Source organism: Catenulispora rubra (assembly GCF_015356825.1).
GTDB lineage: Bacteria > Actinomycetota > Actinomycetes > Streptomycetales > Catenulisporaceae > Catenulispora > Catenulispora rubra.
The window spans coordinates 42,829-56,677 of record NZ_JAACYW010000044.1 but is presented as its reverse complement, the minus strand read 5'-3'; the positions used below and the strand labels follow the sequence as shown (position 1 = coordinate 56,677).

The 13,849-nt window shown below is 66.1% G+C and carries 13 protein-coding genes; 9 read left to right on the top strand and 4 right to left on the bottom strand.

The window, feature by feature from the left end; all coding sequences use genetic code 11:
• The 4 genes from GWK61_RS15370 to GWK61_RS15355 form a co-directional block, all read left to right on the top strand.
• Positions 1-700, top strand: a 700-nt coding sequence (locus GWK61_RS15370) for a hypothetical protein (RefSeq protein ID WP_228562358.1), incomplete at its 5' end; no start/stop codon positions are given.
• 72 nt (positions 701-772) lie between these two features.
• Positions 773-1,153: an argonaute/piwi family protein gene (locus GWK61_RS15365; protein ID WP_194909045.1), complete on the top strand. Its 381-nt coding sequence runs from the start codon at positions 773-775 to the stop codon at positions 1,151-1,153.
• Complete coding sequence (locus GWK61_RS15360; RefSeq protein WP_194909044.1) at positions 1,150-1,290, top strand: hypothetical protein; 141 nt, start codon at positions 1,150-1,152, stop codon at positions 1,288-1,290. Before GWK61_RS15365 ends, GWK61_RS15360 begins: the two co-directional genes overlap by 4 nt.
• A 174-nt stretch (positions 1,291-1,464) precedes the next feature.
• Positions 1,465-2,262, top strand: coding sequence for a DUF4365 domain-containing protein (locus GWK61_RS15355; protein ID WP_194909043.1), 798 nt, complete (start codon positions 1,465-1,467; stop codon positions 2,260-2,262).
• On the opposite strand, the gene GWK61_RS15350 is transcribed toward GWK61_RS15355, so the two are convergent.
• Together GWK61_RS15350 and GWK61_RS15345 are read right to left on the bottom strand one after the other, a co-directional pair.
• Positions 2,259-3,296 carry a restriction endonuclease gene (locus GWK61_RS15350; RefSeq protein WP_194909042.1) on the bottom strand — a complete coding sequence of 346 codons (1,038 nt, stop codon included), beginning with the start codon at positions 3,294-3,296 and terminating at the stop codon, positions 2,259-2,261. The genes GWK61_RS15355 and GWK61_RS15350 overlap by 4 nt on opposite strands.
• Before the next feature lie 153 nt (positions 3,297-3,449).
• A complete protein-coding gene (locus GWK61_RS15345) occupies positions 3,450-5,999 on the bottom strand; it encodes a DEAD/DEAH box helicase (RefSeq protein ID WP_194909041.1) in 2,550 nt (849 codons plus the stop codon).
• Between the two features lie 789 nt (positions 6,000-6,788).
• On the opposite strand from GWK61_RS15345, the gene GWK61_RS15340 reads away from it, so the two are divergent.
• Positions 6,789-7,322 carry a nucleoside deaminase gene (locus GWK61_RS15340; RefSeq protein WP_194909040.1) on the top strand — a complete coding sequence of 178 codons (534 nt, stop codon included), beginning with the start codon at positions 6,789-6,791 and terminating at the stop codon, positions 7,320-7,322.
• A gap of 296 nt (positions 7,323-7,618) precedes the next feature.
• On the top strand, positions 7,619-7,747 hold the full coding sequence (locus GWK61_RS58525; protein ID WP_267254271.1) for a hypothetical protein: 129 nt from the start codon (positions 7,619-7,621) through the stop codon (positions 7,745-7,747).
• 172 nt (positions 7,748-7,919) lie between these two features.
• Here the strand turns inward: GWK61_RS58525 and phoU are convergent, their stop codons facing one another.
• Positions 7,920-8,567: a phosphate signaling complex protein PhoU gene (gene phoU / locus GWK61_RS15335; protein WP_194909039.1), complete on the bottom strand. Its 648-nt coding sequence runs from the start codon at positions 8,565-8,567 to the stop codon at positions 7,920-7,922.
• A gap of 191 nt (positions 8,568-8,758) precedes the next feature.
• Between phoU and GWK61_RS15330 the strand changes: the two genes are divergently transcribed.
• Entirely contained in the window at positions 8,759-9,382 is a 624-nt protein-coding gene (locus GWK61_RS15330; protein WP_228562357.1) for a histidine phosphatase family protein, read from the top strand.
• Positions 9,383-9,418: 36 nt separating this feature from the next.
• Here the strand turns inward: GWK61_RS15330 and GWK61_RS15325 are convergent, their stop codons facing one another.
• Positions 9,419-10,063: an HIT family protein gene (locus GWK61_RS15325; protein WP_194909038.1), complete on the bottom strand. Its 645-nt coding sequence runs from the start codon at positions 10,061-10,063 to the stop codon at positions 9,419-9,421.
• Positions 10,064-10,842: 779 nt separating this feature from the next.
• Here GWK61_RS15325 and GWK61_RS15320 point away from each other — a divergent pair.
• Together GWK61_RS15320 and GWK61_RS15315 are read left to right on the top strand one after the other, a co-directional pair.
• Positions 10,843-11,706 (top strand): hypothetical protein, encoded by an 864-nt coding sequence (locus GWK61_RS15320; protein ID WP_194909037.1) that lies wholly within the window; start codon positions 10,843-10,845, stop codon positions 11,704-11,706.
• Positions 11,707-12,138: 432 nt separating this feature from the next.
• On the top strand, positions 12,139-13,833 hold the full coding sequence (locus GWK61_RS15315; RefSeq protein ID WP_194909036.1) for a ParB/RepB/Spo0J family partition protein: 1,695 nt from the start codon (positions 12,139-12,141) through the stop codon (positions 13,831-13,833).
• The last annotated feature ends 16 nt before the right edge of the window (positions 13,834-13,849 follow it).

Sequence of the window (13,849 nt, the reverse complement as noted above, 5' to 3'; positions counted from 1 at the left end):
GCCTCCACCGCCGCATCTGGTGGCGCTGAAGATCCGGAACGCCACCGATCTCAAGAATCCACTGCGGGTGCTGGGCATAGGCGGTGCTCAGATCGGCGTGGTGCCTTGGGGAACTACTGCGATCATCACGGTGGATTCGCGATACGTCTTCGTTCGCGCGGTAGTCGAGGAGCGCGGCCGGGAATGGGGGAGCGACACCCGCCAAATATTCGACTCAACGCACACCGCGCCCACAGACTACGTGGTATACCGCCGCGGTGGCGCCCACTATCCCAACCTTTTGCTCCTGCCGGAGGGGACGCCGGAACCAGCCGAAGCGCGGGCAGAGAAGCATGCCGAGGACCAGGAAGCAATAAGGAAACAGCAGGCCAAGATACCTGCTGTGGTCTTCGTTGTGCTAGCAGTTCTCGGAATCGCCATCGCTGTTACCGCGGGAATCGGCGGCTATCAGGATGTCAGGGATGCGAATACGGGCGACTGTGTCAGCGTGTCCAAAGCCGATTCGAGTAGCTGGCATAAGGTGGAGTGCTGGTGGCAGGCCAACTGGAACGGCCAGGCAGCCGTTTACAAGGTCGTCAGGGTCTACACTGCTGTTGACTACAGCACGTACGTTTGCGGCAGTCTCGCCCACGCTTTCATCACCGCGAAGAACTCATCGGCGGTTTACCTGCTGTGCCTGAACGAGATCAATGCGGGCTGACCTTAGCGGGGGCTTCCGTTTTCCGGCAACGACAAGCAACCCCACCTGAGCCGCGACGACGCCCACCAGCTGTTGCTCGGCGCCCTGGACACCTACCGCCGCGAACACCGCACCGTGCCGGCGCGCGTCGTGCTGCACAAGAGCTCGGCCTTCACCCCCGAGGAGATCGAAGGGTTCGAAGGCGGCGCCGAGGACCGGCTGATCGACTCCCTCGAGACGGCGTGGATCACCACCAGCGACCGGGCCCGGCTCTTCCGGGGCGGGAAACTGGCGCCGCCGCTGCGCGGCACGATGCTCGCGCTGTCCGATCGCGAGCTGATCTTGTACACCACCGGAAGCGTCGAGTTCTACTCCACCTACCCCGGCCACTACGTGCCCCAGCCGATAGGGATCCGCCCGACTCACCCGGTGCGCAGCCCCCCCGCAAGGCCTGCGCCGAGACCCTGGCGTTGACGAAGATCAACTGGAACCAGGCCCGGCCCGACGGCCAACTCCCGGTCACCCAACGCACCGCGCGCAAGGTCAAGTCCATCCTGCGCTTCTGCCCGCCAGAACAGGCCGTCGCCACCCGCTACGCCCACTACATGTAGCAGTTGGATGCGCCGGCGGTGGCAGACCCACGTTGGCCACAACTAGGGATTCCCGGTGTGCAGGAACGTCATCCCCGGTTGGCCACGCTGGCTACAGTGGCGCTGTAGCCATTCAAGGTGATTCCTGACATCGGGGATTTAAGAGAGAGCGGATCTCGTAGCACCGTGCCGAAGATGACCCCCGAGCAGAAGATCGACCGGGCCGCCATGAATGCGGTGGAGAAGGTCTTCATCGACAACGGACACTGCCCTGAACAGGTCCGCTGGGACTTCGGTGAGGACCTGTTGATCCAGACGGACCGCGCCACACAGGCGGACTCCCTGTGGATCAGATTGCAGGTCAAAGGTACTGCCAACGATCGACGCCGTTCTGCCCGTGTCACGGCGTGGCACATCAACAAGTGGGCACACAGTGCGGACCCAGTGCTGATCGTCTTGTGGAACGTGAACCAGGACAGAGGCTGGTACAGCCTCGTCGAGCCCTACAGCGCCAACTGGTCGGGCAGCAATATTATCCGCTTCCGCCGGGAGGATGTGTTTGACGCGGAGTCTGCTGAGCGTCTGGTCTGGGAGTTTCGATTTCACCACGAGATCAGGAATCTGCTGTTCAACGCCACCGTCCTGGAGACGTCTCGCCAGCAATGCATCCACCTGTTGCTCATGGGATTCCAATGTCTGTGGACCGCGATCTACGAGGAACATCACGTGTGCCGGCCAGTGATGGGTGAGCCCGACGAGGCGCTGGATGCCGCAGCGGGAGTAGCGGTCCAAGCAGTCAGGGACGGTGTGGACGCGGTAGAAATGCCTGACGACCGGCTCGTCAAACTCACCCGCGAAGCTCTCGGGGCGCTGGCCAGAGCTGCCAAACAGCATCGCGTCGCGGTATCCCACAACATCCTGGACGCTGTGGAAGCGGTGGAGACCTTGATCCGCAGAGCTGAGACCACACCTGGACAGCCGATCAAGGGTTAGGCCAACTCCGATGCCCGAACCGACGGCGGTCGCTCGGGTAGAGAGGGAAGGCCCAGGATCTGCATCAACGGATCGCCCCAGGTCGCCCAGCGCCTCAACGAGTCCCGGTCAACGACGTGGAGGCCCTGATCGACAGCGAAGGTCGCAGCCTCCTTGGTGAGACCCTGATTGGTCACCAGGACGGCGATGTCTCCACCGTGGACAAGCTTGCCGTTTCCGTTGAGCAGCTGAAGGTCGGGGCTTCCGACCTTGTTGTCGGGGTTGGACGAGTGTTTGCATTGAGCCACAAGGCGCCGGCCATCCAATGACATGCCGATCACGTCTATGCCGCGGTCACCCGAGCCGCCGCTGCGGCGTTCGATCACGAATCCTTCGTCTTCGAGCAGCGTCGCGATGAACGGCTCGAACCGCCGCCCGCCGAACGCGTCGATCGTTCGCAGCGAGACTGTGAGGGCCGATGTGAGGAAGGCTGCGCGGCGTCTGCCCATGGCGAGCAGGTCGTCGAAGCGCTGCTGGTTCGACTTCTCCTCCATGAATTCCTTGCCGGCGCGTTCGATCTCCCAGTACGCCGAACCGAGACTTGAGATATCCGGCAAAGGGTCGTCGGCCGTCGAGGGGTCCACGTATCGCGACGCAAGATAGATCCCGGCAAAAGGCGCCATCTTCTCGCGGAGCGTCCATGCCGCAGTCCCGGCCGCCTGCATACGGTCGTAGATGTCGTCTAGGGTGCGCAGGCGTTGTCCGGCGAGGGCTTCGACCTCGCCCCGGATGGTTGCCAGCTCCGGCTCCGGCTCCGCGGACTTCAGCTGGTTTCGGATCGCCCGCTGTCGAACCCGGCACTTCTTCGCCAGCGCTTCGGCCCCGAAGTAGGCGTCGTTGATGATCTCGACCTCGTCGAGATAGTTCAGGCGAGCCTGATTCTCGGCGGTAGTGAGGTGCCTGGCGCCCTGCATTTCGCCTTGCAGCCGGTTCAGCGTGCGGTGTCCGAGGTCGCGTGGGCGTATGACGGTGCCGGGATCGGAGTCAGTGCTCATGATCGCCGATGCTAGGTGATCATGCTGACGCCCCAGCTGCCGCGGTGCGGAGCCCCGTCCGCACCGCGGTCTGAGTGGCGTTGTCGGCTTCGCTGATATCGGCCGCGGGTGCTCCCGCGACCGCTGCACCACTAGATGTAGTGGTGCAGCGGGCTAGGGCTTTGCGGTTGTGGCGGGCTTTGTGTAGTACGTGAAGATCTCGCCGCCCGTGAGGTGCCCGGCTGCAAGCTGCTCGGCGACAGCCGACTCGTCACCCCAGCGGCCATCGTCTTGAGCGAGGGCGACGGCCATCGCTGTGACAGCCTCCTTCAGTCGGGTCAGTTTGTCCTCCGTCAGCACCCGCATGTCCGACACCGGGGTTCCGGTGCGCTCGCACACTTCGCGAGTCTGGACGAGCACAGGGACCGGGTCCTTGGTGTCCGCGTAGTTGTCCCGGTACCACCGCAGGCTCTGGTCCAGTTGCCCGAGGTCCTTCTTGGCGATCATCGCGGTCGTCTTCACGCCGGTCTTGAGTTCGATCACCGCGTGCCGGTCGCCGGACAACACCCATAGGTTGTCCGGGCCGATGCCGTAGAGATGATCGGGCCGCTGTCCGCCGAAGCCGAGATGGACTCCGAGCTGCTCGAACGCCGCCTCAGCCTCCCCGGTGCGATCGGGGTCCCACTCGATGTTGGCCAGCATCGCCTTGACGCCCAAAACCAGCTGCGCGCCTCCGTCGTATGCGCCATCGAGGAACTCCGCGGCGCGACGGGCCTGGACCTGGGTGGCGCGTACCAACTTGACGGGCACGCCGGCGCTGGGGCGTAGGACACCGGGATTGCTGTGGTTGGCAGTAGCGAGCACCCGCTGGGCTTCAGCGCGGTCGACGAAGTCGAGATACACCGCCTGCTGCTCCTTCAGCCAGCCACGCTCGGCCGACTCCGAGATTGGAACCGCGTTGGCCGCGGTCCCAATGATGTCGGCGGCCCTGGCGTACTGGCCACGAGCGGCCTCGTCGAAGGCCGTGCGGGCGGCAATCGCCGACGGGCGTACCGTCCCGGCCTTGTCGTACTGCACGTCGGCCAACGCGCGCCGGCTGTGCGTGACCCACTCCGGATCATGCCCGATGCACAACGACAGCGCCTTGCGCAATGCCTCAATGCCCTCGCCCGTGATCTGTTGCGCCACTTCAGCGGACAAGGCCAGCTGGGCGCGGGTAGCCGGCGAGAACAGCTCGCGTTGCCGCGGCTGGTTGATGGCCTGGGTCAGGTCCGCTCCCAATAGCAGGACCGCGCAGTAGTCATTGAGGTCCCGGACGCCACGCCCCATGCCCTGCTCGACGCGCTGAATGCTGCGCGCTAACAGAGAAGGGGTGGGCAGGCCGGCCGCACGTTCGCGGCGCTCGGAGGCGTCGAACACTCGCGGCAAGCCGTCGATGATCAACAACCTGCACGCGTCGCCGGGTAGGTCGACGCCGTCGTACTTGTTCACCAATACGACAAGGCCGACGTGGTCGCGCTTGAGTTTGGCGACGCCGTCCGTCAGGTCGCCGACGTGCCAAATCTCGTCTGCGAACGGCCTCCAGACCTCAGCCTGCCGATCGCCCGGTACCAGGACCACCACGTTGTGCTTCTCCGGCGTCTCGCCGGACCCGCCGAACAGGCGCCCGTCGGCGACCTCGCGGGCCAGTTGACGGATCGCACGCTCGTCGAGGTTCGGGTTGATCTCCAGCGGTGCAAGGATTATCCGATCGCCAAGGTCGGAGGCGAGCTCTGGCGTCACAGGGCGTCTTACTGAGTCCGCGTCCGCGTCCAGGTCGGTGACCAGCACACTGTCGTCGGCCAGCGTGGCCGTGAGATAGATTCGGCGGCGGGCTCTGGCGAACGACGGGATCCGGGCGATCGGAGGGCACGGCGGCCTGATCTCAACGGCCGTACTGGTCACCGTGGCGGCGCAGATCGGTAGCACGTCCTTGACCAGCGGCCAGGTGAACATCAGCTCGCCGTCGCGGAGCGGATGCAGGATTTCCATCACGCGGTCCTGCCGATCGGCCCAAGCCCAGAACGGGATCCGTTGGACGGCCTGCCGTACGCCGGTCTGAATGTCCTGCCAGTCCGACCGCGACTGCGCGATCAGCTCCTCCTCGAACAAGTCGAGCAGCGCCGCATACGCTTGGTGCCGCTGGGACGGGTCCTTAGGGTCCTTCGAGATGGTGAGTCGGAACTGGTCCTCGGTGATGGCCAGGGCTGCGTGCGCGTCGTCGACGATGATTGTCCCGATCTCCAGGACGTCACGGCCGTCGCCGGTCACACCGAAGACGCTCCTGCCGTTGACGATCTTCTGGAAAGTCGTCACGAGGACAGCCCGGCCGGAAGCGAACTCTGCGGTGCGGGGATCGCTGGTTACAGAGATGCCGAGCTTCGCCGCCTCAGCTTGAACCTGGGCCACCAGGTAGGTGTCGGGCACCACGTACGCGGCCGGTCCGTACCCCTCGTTGAGGCTGCTTTGCGCGATCAGTAATCCGGCCGCGGTCTTGCCGCCCCCAGTGTTCTGCTTGATCACAATGTCACGCTGATCCCGGCGCACGTACCAGCGTTCGAGCACCTCGCCTTGCTCCAGGCGCAGGTATGGCCAGGGGCGGGAGGGCAGAGCCGAGTAGATCTCGCGAGGCACGATCAGCCGCTCGGTCCGCCCGGCCCCGATCCGAGACAGATCGAGTGGCATGAAGAACCTCCTATCCCGAGGTTAGCGACAGCTGCGCAGGAGGTTGCAGCATTTCCGAACGTCAACGACGGCTGTCGCAGTCGCTCCCCGGCCCATGTGGCTGGCGCCGAGGTCTTGCTCTTGGTGGCTGGCCATCACCGCAGCCATCCCACCTGCGGTCGACCCGCCATCAGCGCCAGCAGCACAAGCTGGTCATAAAGCGCTCGCCGGCGAAGGAGTGGCTGTATGTCAAGATCGGTCTGCGCAGCATGTCAGGGGCGGTTTTCGAGGTCGTTCCCTGGTCCATCCCTGGTCCACGCGACAATTCAGACATGGAAATCAGGACTTTGACTTGGACGTGGCGAACCGGGGTTTTCAAGATCCCCGGTCCAATCCTGGACCACGCTCCTGACGATCCGCCAGTGAAAGCAAGATCAAAAAAGAAGCCCCCAGCTCAGGATGCCTGAGCGGGGCGCTTCAACGGGTGCGCCGCCAGGGACTTGAACCCCGAACCCGCGGATTAAGAGGAGGTCCTCCGAAGTCCGCTGGTAGGGGTATCGGCAGTCTGGTGGTGGGCGGATCGGGGTGGTCCAGGGTGGTCCAGGGTGGATGGAACCCTTGGGCAGCGGATTTGTGAGCCACTGCCCAGGGGGCGGTTCGGACCTGTGGACGCCCTGGCTGCGCTGGTCAAGTCGCGGCTGCGACTCATGCAGTTCCGGTGCGATGGCGTCCTCGACGGTTTCATCGCCGAGACCGGCCTCGTCGTGGACAAGCCGTCGTAGTCGCGTTCGTGTTCGGTACTGTGCGCTCATGAGCCCCGAACAGATGGTTCGAGCTGCGATCGAAGTCGCCGGGGAGGGGCTGGCCGTCGGCGAGCTGCCGATCGGCGCGGTGGTGGTGATGGGCGACCAGATCGTCGGCCGTGCCCATACTCAGGAGCGCGGGCTGCGGCGCCGGCTGGTGCATGCCGACTTGCTGGCGATGATCCAGGCCGATGAGCAGCTCGGGCCGGCACGCAGGCCACACCCGCTGCAGTTGGCTGTGAACCTGGAGCCGTGCGTCATGTGCTTCGGCGCGGCGATGACGTTGGGAGTCACCGAGGTCTACTACGCGCTGGAATCCGAGGCTGACGGCGCCTCGGCGATCGCGAGGCACTGGCAGCCGGCCAGCTTCGACCTGTCCGGCTACGCCGCGCCGTCGATGACCGGCGGGATCCTGCGGCACGACAGCCGCGACCTGTTCCGCAAGTACTGCCAGACGGCACCGGAGGGCGGCTTCCGGAACTGGGCGCAAACCATCGCCGACCTGCAAGACTGGCCAAGACCTTCTCCGCGCGCGGCATGACCCGACTCGCAAAGAACGTCAGCCCTTCATCCTCATTAGTGGCTTCTCGCTCGGGTTGTATTCAAGCCTGGAGGGCTTTACTTTTCGATGAACTACGTCGGATGTTTAGTTGCGGGACCCTGTGCTTTTCCGGCTCCCCGCGCAGTTTCGTCCAATGCGGATCTTGACTGAATGCTCCCCGCGGGATTGACGTTCGCCATCAGCCCACGATGATACCTGCACCGCGCCTTTGACCTGCCCGCTTGCCAATGCCCGTCTATCTGATTCACGCCCCTTTCAGAGGGTGGGAGAGGGTTGTGGTCGGCGCGAGTCGAGGAGCCGCCAGGATCGGCCGCAACATCGCGCTGAGGGCGCTGGCCGACGAGATGCCGGCCGCCGTCATCAGCGGGCTGCTCGGCCTCAACCTCCAGCTGGCGACTACCTGAACCCAGACGCCGGCAACAGCTGCCCTGGCTACGCTGCAGGACTGGGACGCCGGAACCGCGCATGCCGCAGGCTCAGCGATGCCTCAGGAGCGGCCAATTGAACGGCTGGACTGAAAACCAGGGGCTCAGCGTCTGTGGCAAGAGCATATTGCGCGGTTGCCGGCCAGGGCGTTCAGGGTCGCTCGTACTCGCCGGTGACCAGGAACACCAGGCGGTGGGCGACCGAGACGGCATGGTCGGCGAACCGCTCGTAGTAGCGGCTGAGCAGCGTCAAGTCGATCGCCGCCTCGACGGGGTACGGGTTGTCCTTCGACAGCAGTGCGGAGAACACCGCGCGGTGCAGCTGGTCGACCGTGTCATCCTGCTCATCGAGCGTGCGAGCGGCCTCGACGTCCCTGTCCTCGATGATGCGTGCGACCCGTCCAGCGAGCTCGGCCCCGATCTCACCCATCTGCTCGAAGGTCGCCCGCAGCTCCTCAGGAACCGCGCACTCTGGGTAGCGCATCCGGGCGACCTTGGCGATGTGCCGGGCCAGATCCCCCATCCGCTCCAGATCCGCGCTCATCCGCAGCGAGGTGACCAGGGTGCGCAGGTCGCCGGCCACCGGCTGCTGGCGCGCCATCAGGTCCAGGGTGCGCACGTCCAGCTCGCGGTTCAACGCGTCGACTTCGTCATCAGCGGAGATCACCGCCTCGGCCGTCGAAAGATCCGATTCCAGCAGCGCACGAGTGGCACGCGAAAGCGCCTGGCCGACCAACCCGGCCATCTCCACCAACGTGTGACCGACCGAATCGAGCTGCTCATGATAGACGTCACGCATCTCAGCCCTCTTCTACGCACCGCACTGAATTCGTTTACGCTACCAGCATCAACGCTGGAACCCGTCCAAACCGAGCGTGAACCCACGCGGAAACACCGGCGCACCGTGACCGTGCCCTACCTGGTCGCCCTGGTGCGTGCCGGAGCCTGTTTTGAGTGCGTGGTCGCCAACGAGCGCGATGGACGGCCGGCATGAACGCCCCCGCCCGGATCTGGTGCCTGCGCCACGCCGAGTCGCAGAACGTCACCGCAGGAGTCTCCGGGGCGGTCCCGGCCGCATCGCTGACGGATCGGGGTCACGCCCAGGCCGAGGCCATGGCCGGCACCTTGGCCGCCGAGCCGATCGTCGCGATCTGCACCAGTACCGCGCTGCGTACCCGGCAGACGGCCGGACCGCTGGCTGCCGCACGCGGCTTGCCGATCCAAGCGCTGCCGGACTTGGCCGAGGTAGGCATCGGCAGCTCCGAGGGCAGCGCCGATCCCGCCATCGGCCGCCGTACCGCCGACGTGCTCCGCGCCTGGATCGTTGACGGCGAGCTGTCCCAGCAGGTCAGCGACGGCGAAACCGGGCACCAGGTCCTGGCCCGTATGACAACGGCCTTCTGCCGCATCGCTGCTGTGCACCCTGGCGAGAGCATCGCCGTGATCGGGCACGTCGCCAGTCTGACGCTCGCCCTCGACCGGCTCTGCGCGCTCGACGGGCTGACCTGGGGAACACCTCTGCCACACGCAGAGCCCTTCCTCATCGAACATGACCGCCACCGCTGGCGCTGCCTCGCGTGGCCCGGGAGGGAGCCAATGATCTACAGGACTTGACCGTGGCTCGCCGCTAAGTCCTGTGTCAGAAGTAGATCAAGGAGCCGTGCTTCGAGGCTGCTGAGGGCTCTCGACCGTTTCCGGACGCCAGCCCCCGTAGGAGTCGACCAGGGCTTTGGCCACGCCCGCGGCGTCTGCTTCGGCGACGTCGGCCGGGTACTCGGGCAACAGGTCGTCCCAGATCACCATCCAGGAGCCGTACAGCTGCGCCTGTCCCTCGGGACGGGCGAAGAACCACACGTGCAGGTGCGCGCCGCCGTCCCCGATCCGGTAGACGTGGGCACGCGCCACGTGGGGCAGCGCTTGGACGTGCCGGGCGATGTGCGCGGTCAGCACGCCGAGTTCGGCTGCCAGGTCGTCGGGCAGGTCGGCCAGGTCGTGATGGTCCCGCGGATGCAGCATGAGGACCAGCGGGACCCCGACGCCCGCGATCCGGGTCAGCCTCCAGCGGTCGTCGAGCCAGATTCCTTCGTCTCGGCGCTTGCATGAACCGCAGTCCGCCGGGTCCTCGCCGTGCCGGGGCGGTTCGGGCAGAACCGGCGGGCGCAGCGGCGCGACGCGCAACCCCTCCTGCTCGAAAGGGCTGATATCCCACCCCGTCATCCGCGCCAAAGGGAGCCTGCCATCGTCATCCGCGGCGGCGAGGGCATGGTCGTAAAACTCGTCCGGTCGCAAAGCCATGCCCGAAGAGTAACCACACCGCAGCGTCCCTCAGCCCCGCCCCCATGGGCTGAGGCTTTCGGCGTGTAAGCCCGGTTGGGCCATGCCCTGAGGCGCGAGGCAGCCATCGCAGTGGTTTCTTCCGCTGTCTTGGTCCTCGGCCTCGCCGCGATGCTGTGCGGCGGGCGCGACCGCACTGCGGTGCCCCACGAGCGAGACAATGCGTGGTTACCGTTTGTGGCCCTGACCGCCCGCGCTGATGCCCGGTGCGCTTGAACTCCTAAAAGGCGGGTGCGGAGCCGTCACCGGCAGGTGGCGGAGCAGCCGAGGGTGCCGAAGGCGTGGTGGATGTCGTCGCGGATTTCCCAGCGGATGCGCAGCAAGAGCGTGGAATGCTAGCTACCATGACTGAACAACGCGAGATCGCCGTCGCACGCTGGACAGGGTCACAGCGCATCCGCTGAGAGTGGGCTCGCCGAGCTGCTGGCCGCCTACCATCTTCAGACCGAGGCGGAGAAGGGCACGGCCGTCGCCGACGTGGCCGACCTGCCGCAGCGGTATCGGGCAGAGGTCCTGGACCCGCGGGCCGCGTTCGCGTCCGATGGGGTGTTGGTGGCGATGAGCGGGGAAGGCACTGCACGCGGTCGACACCGCCCCACCCGGACCGACGCTACTTCGCCATGTGGGCGGACCTGGTCCGCGCACTGGGACGCCCCCTGCCGTGGTGGCCGCCGGCGCTGCGCCGCCCGGCGGACATGGCCGGGTGGGCCCCGGGCCAAGCCGCGGCGACTTACGAAGCGGTGACCCACTCCGACGTACCCGCCCTCATCAGGCTGGCCGATGCCGAGCCAGCCGGATCCGCGGCGCGCATCGCAGCGATCAGCCTCGCCGTCGAGCTCCGGGACACTTTGATCAGCCTCGCTCTGAGCGACATCGAGGACATGGAGACCGACGACACCCACTGGGCCAACACCGTCACGCCTGCCAGGCCCGCGACCCTGGGACACAGTCAGTATCCGTCTGCGCCTGCCGAGGTGGTGCGGGAAGGGTGGCTGAACATCGCCGGGCGGGCCGATCAGCTGGCCTGGGACTGTATGAAGACGGCGATGGACTTCTACGGCGATGAGTACTTCCTGTTCGGGCGAGAGTTCTTCATCGCCAGCCCTCCGGCCGGGGCCAGTGCCGAATGGGTCGGCCGCCTGGTTCCATGCCAGCGGACGGCGGCGCATGCGTTCGTCAGCACCGACAAGGCCGGGGCGTTCTTTGAAGACCCCGTTACCGGCATGCCGGTGGCGCGGCTCGACTCGGAAGTCGTGACGTACTCCAGCGCTGCGCCCCACCGGCTGCCGACCTCAAGCCCGCTCGCCGAGGTGATACTCGACGAGGTGATCTGGATCCGCACCGAGGACGGGGTCCTCTATCCGGCGCCGTGCTCCGACTACCACCCACGCTTCGGGTATGACGGGAGCGCCCCGACGACGCTCGCCATCGTTCTGGAAACGCTGCTGGACGACATCGGACGCGCATCGAAGTACCGCGGCGTCCCGGATGTCTCCTTCTGGCTCTTCCAGATCGCCCAGAAGGATTGGCCAAGCGGCACAGTGCTCACACGCGCCCAACTGTTGAAACACCTCGAGCGCGGTGGCCGTGTGAGCGGCCGGTAGGACGGCCCGCCCCCGGCGCGCATCCACGGCTCATGACAGTTCATCAGCACACTGTGGGTTCGTCCCCCTTCCTTCTCGGCGATCATCCGGGGTCAGCCGCCCGCGTCAAGGGCGCTCCCTAGCGGTCGCGTCACACGTGACCGGCTACGCCGGCCCTTGACTCGGCCGGCCTCTAGGCCCCGGACCCGGGCGCCTATCGGGGGGACGGGGGAGGAGCGGACACCTGGCTGAGGCGTCCGCAAGTCCCGGTTTCCCGCGACCAGCTGCCTCAAGGACTTCTTGAACGATCTGTCATGCGGAGAGAATCGGCAGCTCAAGAGCAGTTTCTAACTTGACCGGTCTCCCATGATCCTATAATATTGTTCTTGTTGGGAGGGGATGGCACCCCCGCCCAACAGGCAAGAGACCACGGCAACCCCCACAGGAGGAACAGTGTCGGTTTCGACCATCACAAAGCAGCTCATCGAGGACGTCGACCCCAAGACGCTCATCCTGACCAAGAACGTCCGGCCCAATGGGCTCGACGAGGGCTTCGTGCTCGACGAGGAGTTCGTCTCCTCCATCCGCGAGCACGGCGTCCTTCAGCCGGTCATCGCTGCCCCGTACGAGGGCGGCATGGCGGTCCTGTTCGGCAACCGCCGCACCGCCGGGGCCATCGCGGCGGGCCGCACGATCGACGTCGTCCTGCGCGACGACCTGACCGGCGAGGCCGCGCGGATCATCACGCAGCTCGTAGAGAACATGCACCGCCAGGACATGAGGCCCACCGAGATCGCCGCCGCCTACGTGCAGCTCGCGCTCGACCTTGGCATGTCCGAGGAGGACATCGCCAAGAAGGTCTCCCGCGACCGGGGCGAAGTGCGCGCAGCCATCGCGCTGCACAGCATGCCCAAGGCGGCCCGGGACGCGGTCGACAACCAGACCCTGGAGCTGGACATCGTCGTGGAGCTTCAGGAGTTCGAGACCGACTCCAAGGTCTACCAGCGGCTCCTGGACTCGATCGAGCAGGGCCGGAACATCCAGTACGCGATCCTTGACGAGCGCCGCAAGAAGAAGGCCAGGGCGGAGAAGGCCCAGATCGCCGCCGGGCTCAAGGAGGCCGGAATCGTTGTCATACCCCACCCCAAGGCGCTGGGCTACGGCTCCAAGGAGATTCGGATCGACCGGATCACCGACGCTGACGGCAAGCCTGTCACCGTCGAGGAGCACGAATCCTGCCCCGGCCATGTCGCGTGCATCGACGGCGCGTATGAACCCAAGGCGATCTACCTGTGCTGCGACCCGAAGGCCTACGGCCACGCCTTCACCGGCTACTACACGCACAAGACCGCCCAGGAGGAGGCCGAGGAACAGCAGGAGCGGCAGCGCAAGGCCGAGGAGCGGGAGGCGCTGTCGGTCGCGGCCGAGGTGCGGGCCGAGTTCATCGTAGGACTCTGCCAGTCCAAGGCTGTTCCGAAGGGGGCGATGCGCTTCGCGCTCCAGACGCTGTTCGCCAACGGTGTCCCGGAGGCCCAGACGCGTCAGGCGTTGGTTCTGGGCTACCTGGGGGCGCGGGAGGCCGGTGGTGACCCGGAGTCGACGTTCGGCAAGAAGCTGACGCGCATTGCTGAGGCCCGTCAGCCGCTGGTGCTGCTGGCGCACGTGGCCGCCACGATGGAGACCAACCTTCGCACCATCCTTGGCTCAAGGCTGATGCCTTACGGGGTGCAGATGGGGATCTCCTGGCTGGAGTTCCTGGCCAAGCAGGGCTACAAGCTCACTGAGCCCGAGACCGCGCTGCTGGAAAGGCTCCGCCAGCACGTCGCGGAGTGGGAGGCCGAGGAAGAGGAGGGCGATGACGACGACTTCGAGGACGTAGCGGAAGACGCGCAGGACGCGGACGAACCCGACGACGGCGAACAGCCCCCGGCCGATCCGCAGGAATCGCCCGTCGACCAGCCTGCGGAAGCCGACGCTGAGGACGATGAGACGGACCGCGACGCCCACGACAGCCAAGCGCACGAGGAAGACGAGGACGAGGAAGCAGACGAACTCGAGGACCGGCAGGGGCAGGACGATCAGGCTGACGCCGACCAGTGGGAGGCGGTCTACCCCGAACTTGCCGACCCGGTGACGGCCGGGGTGTAGCACTCCACCGGCCGGA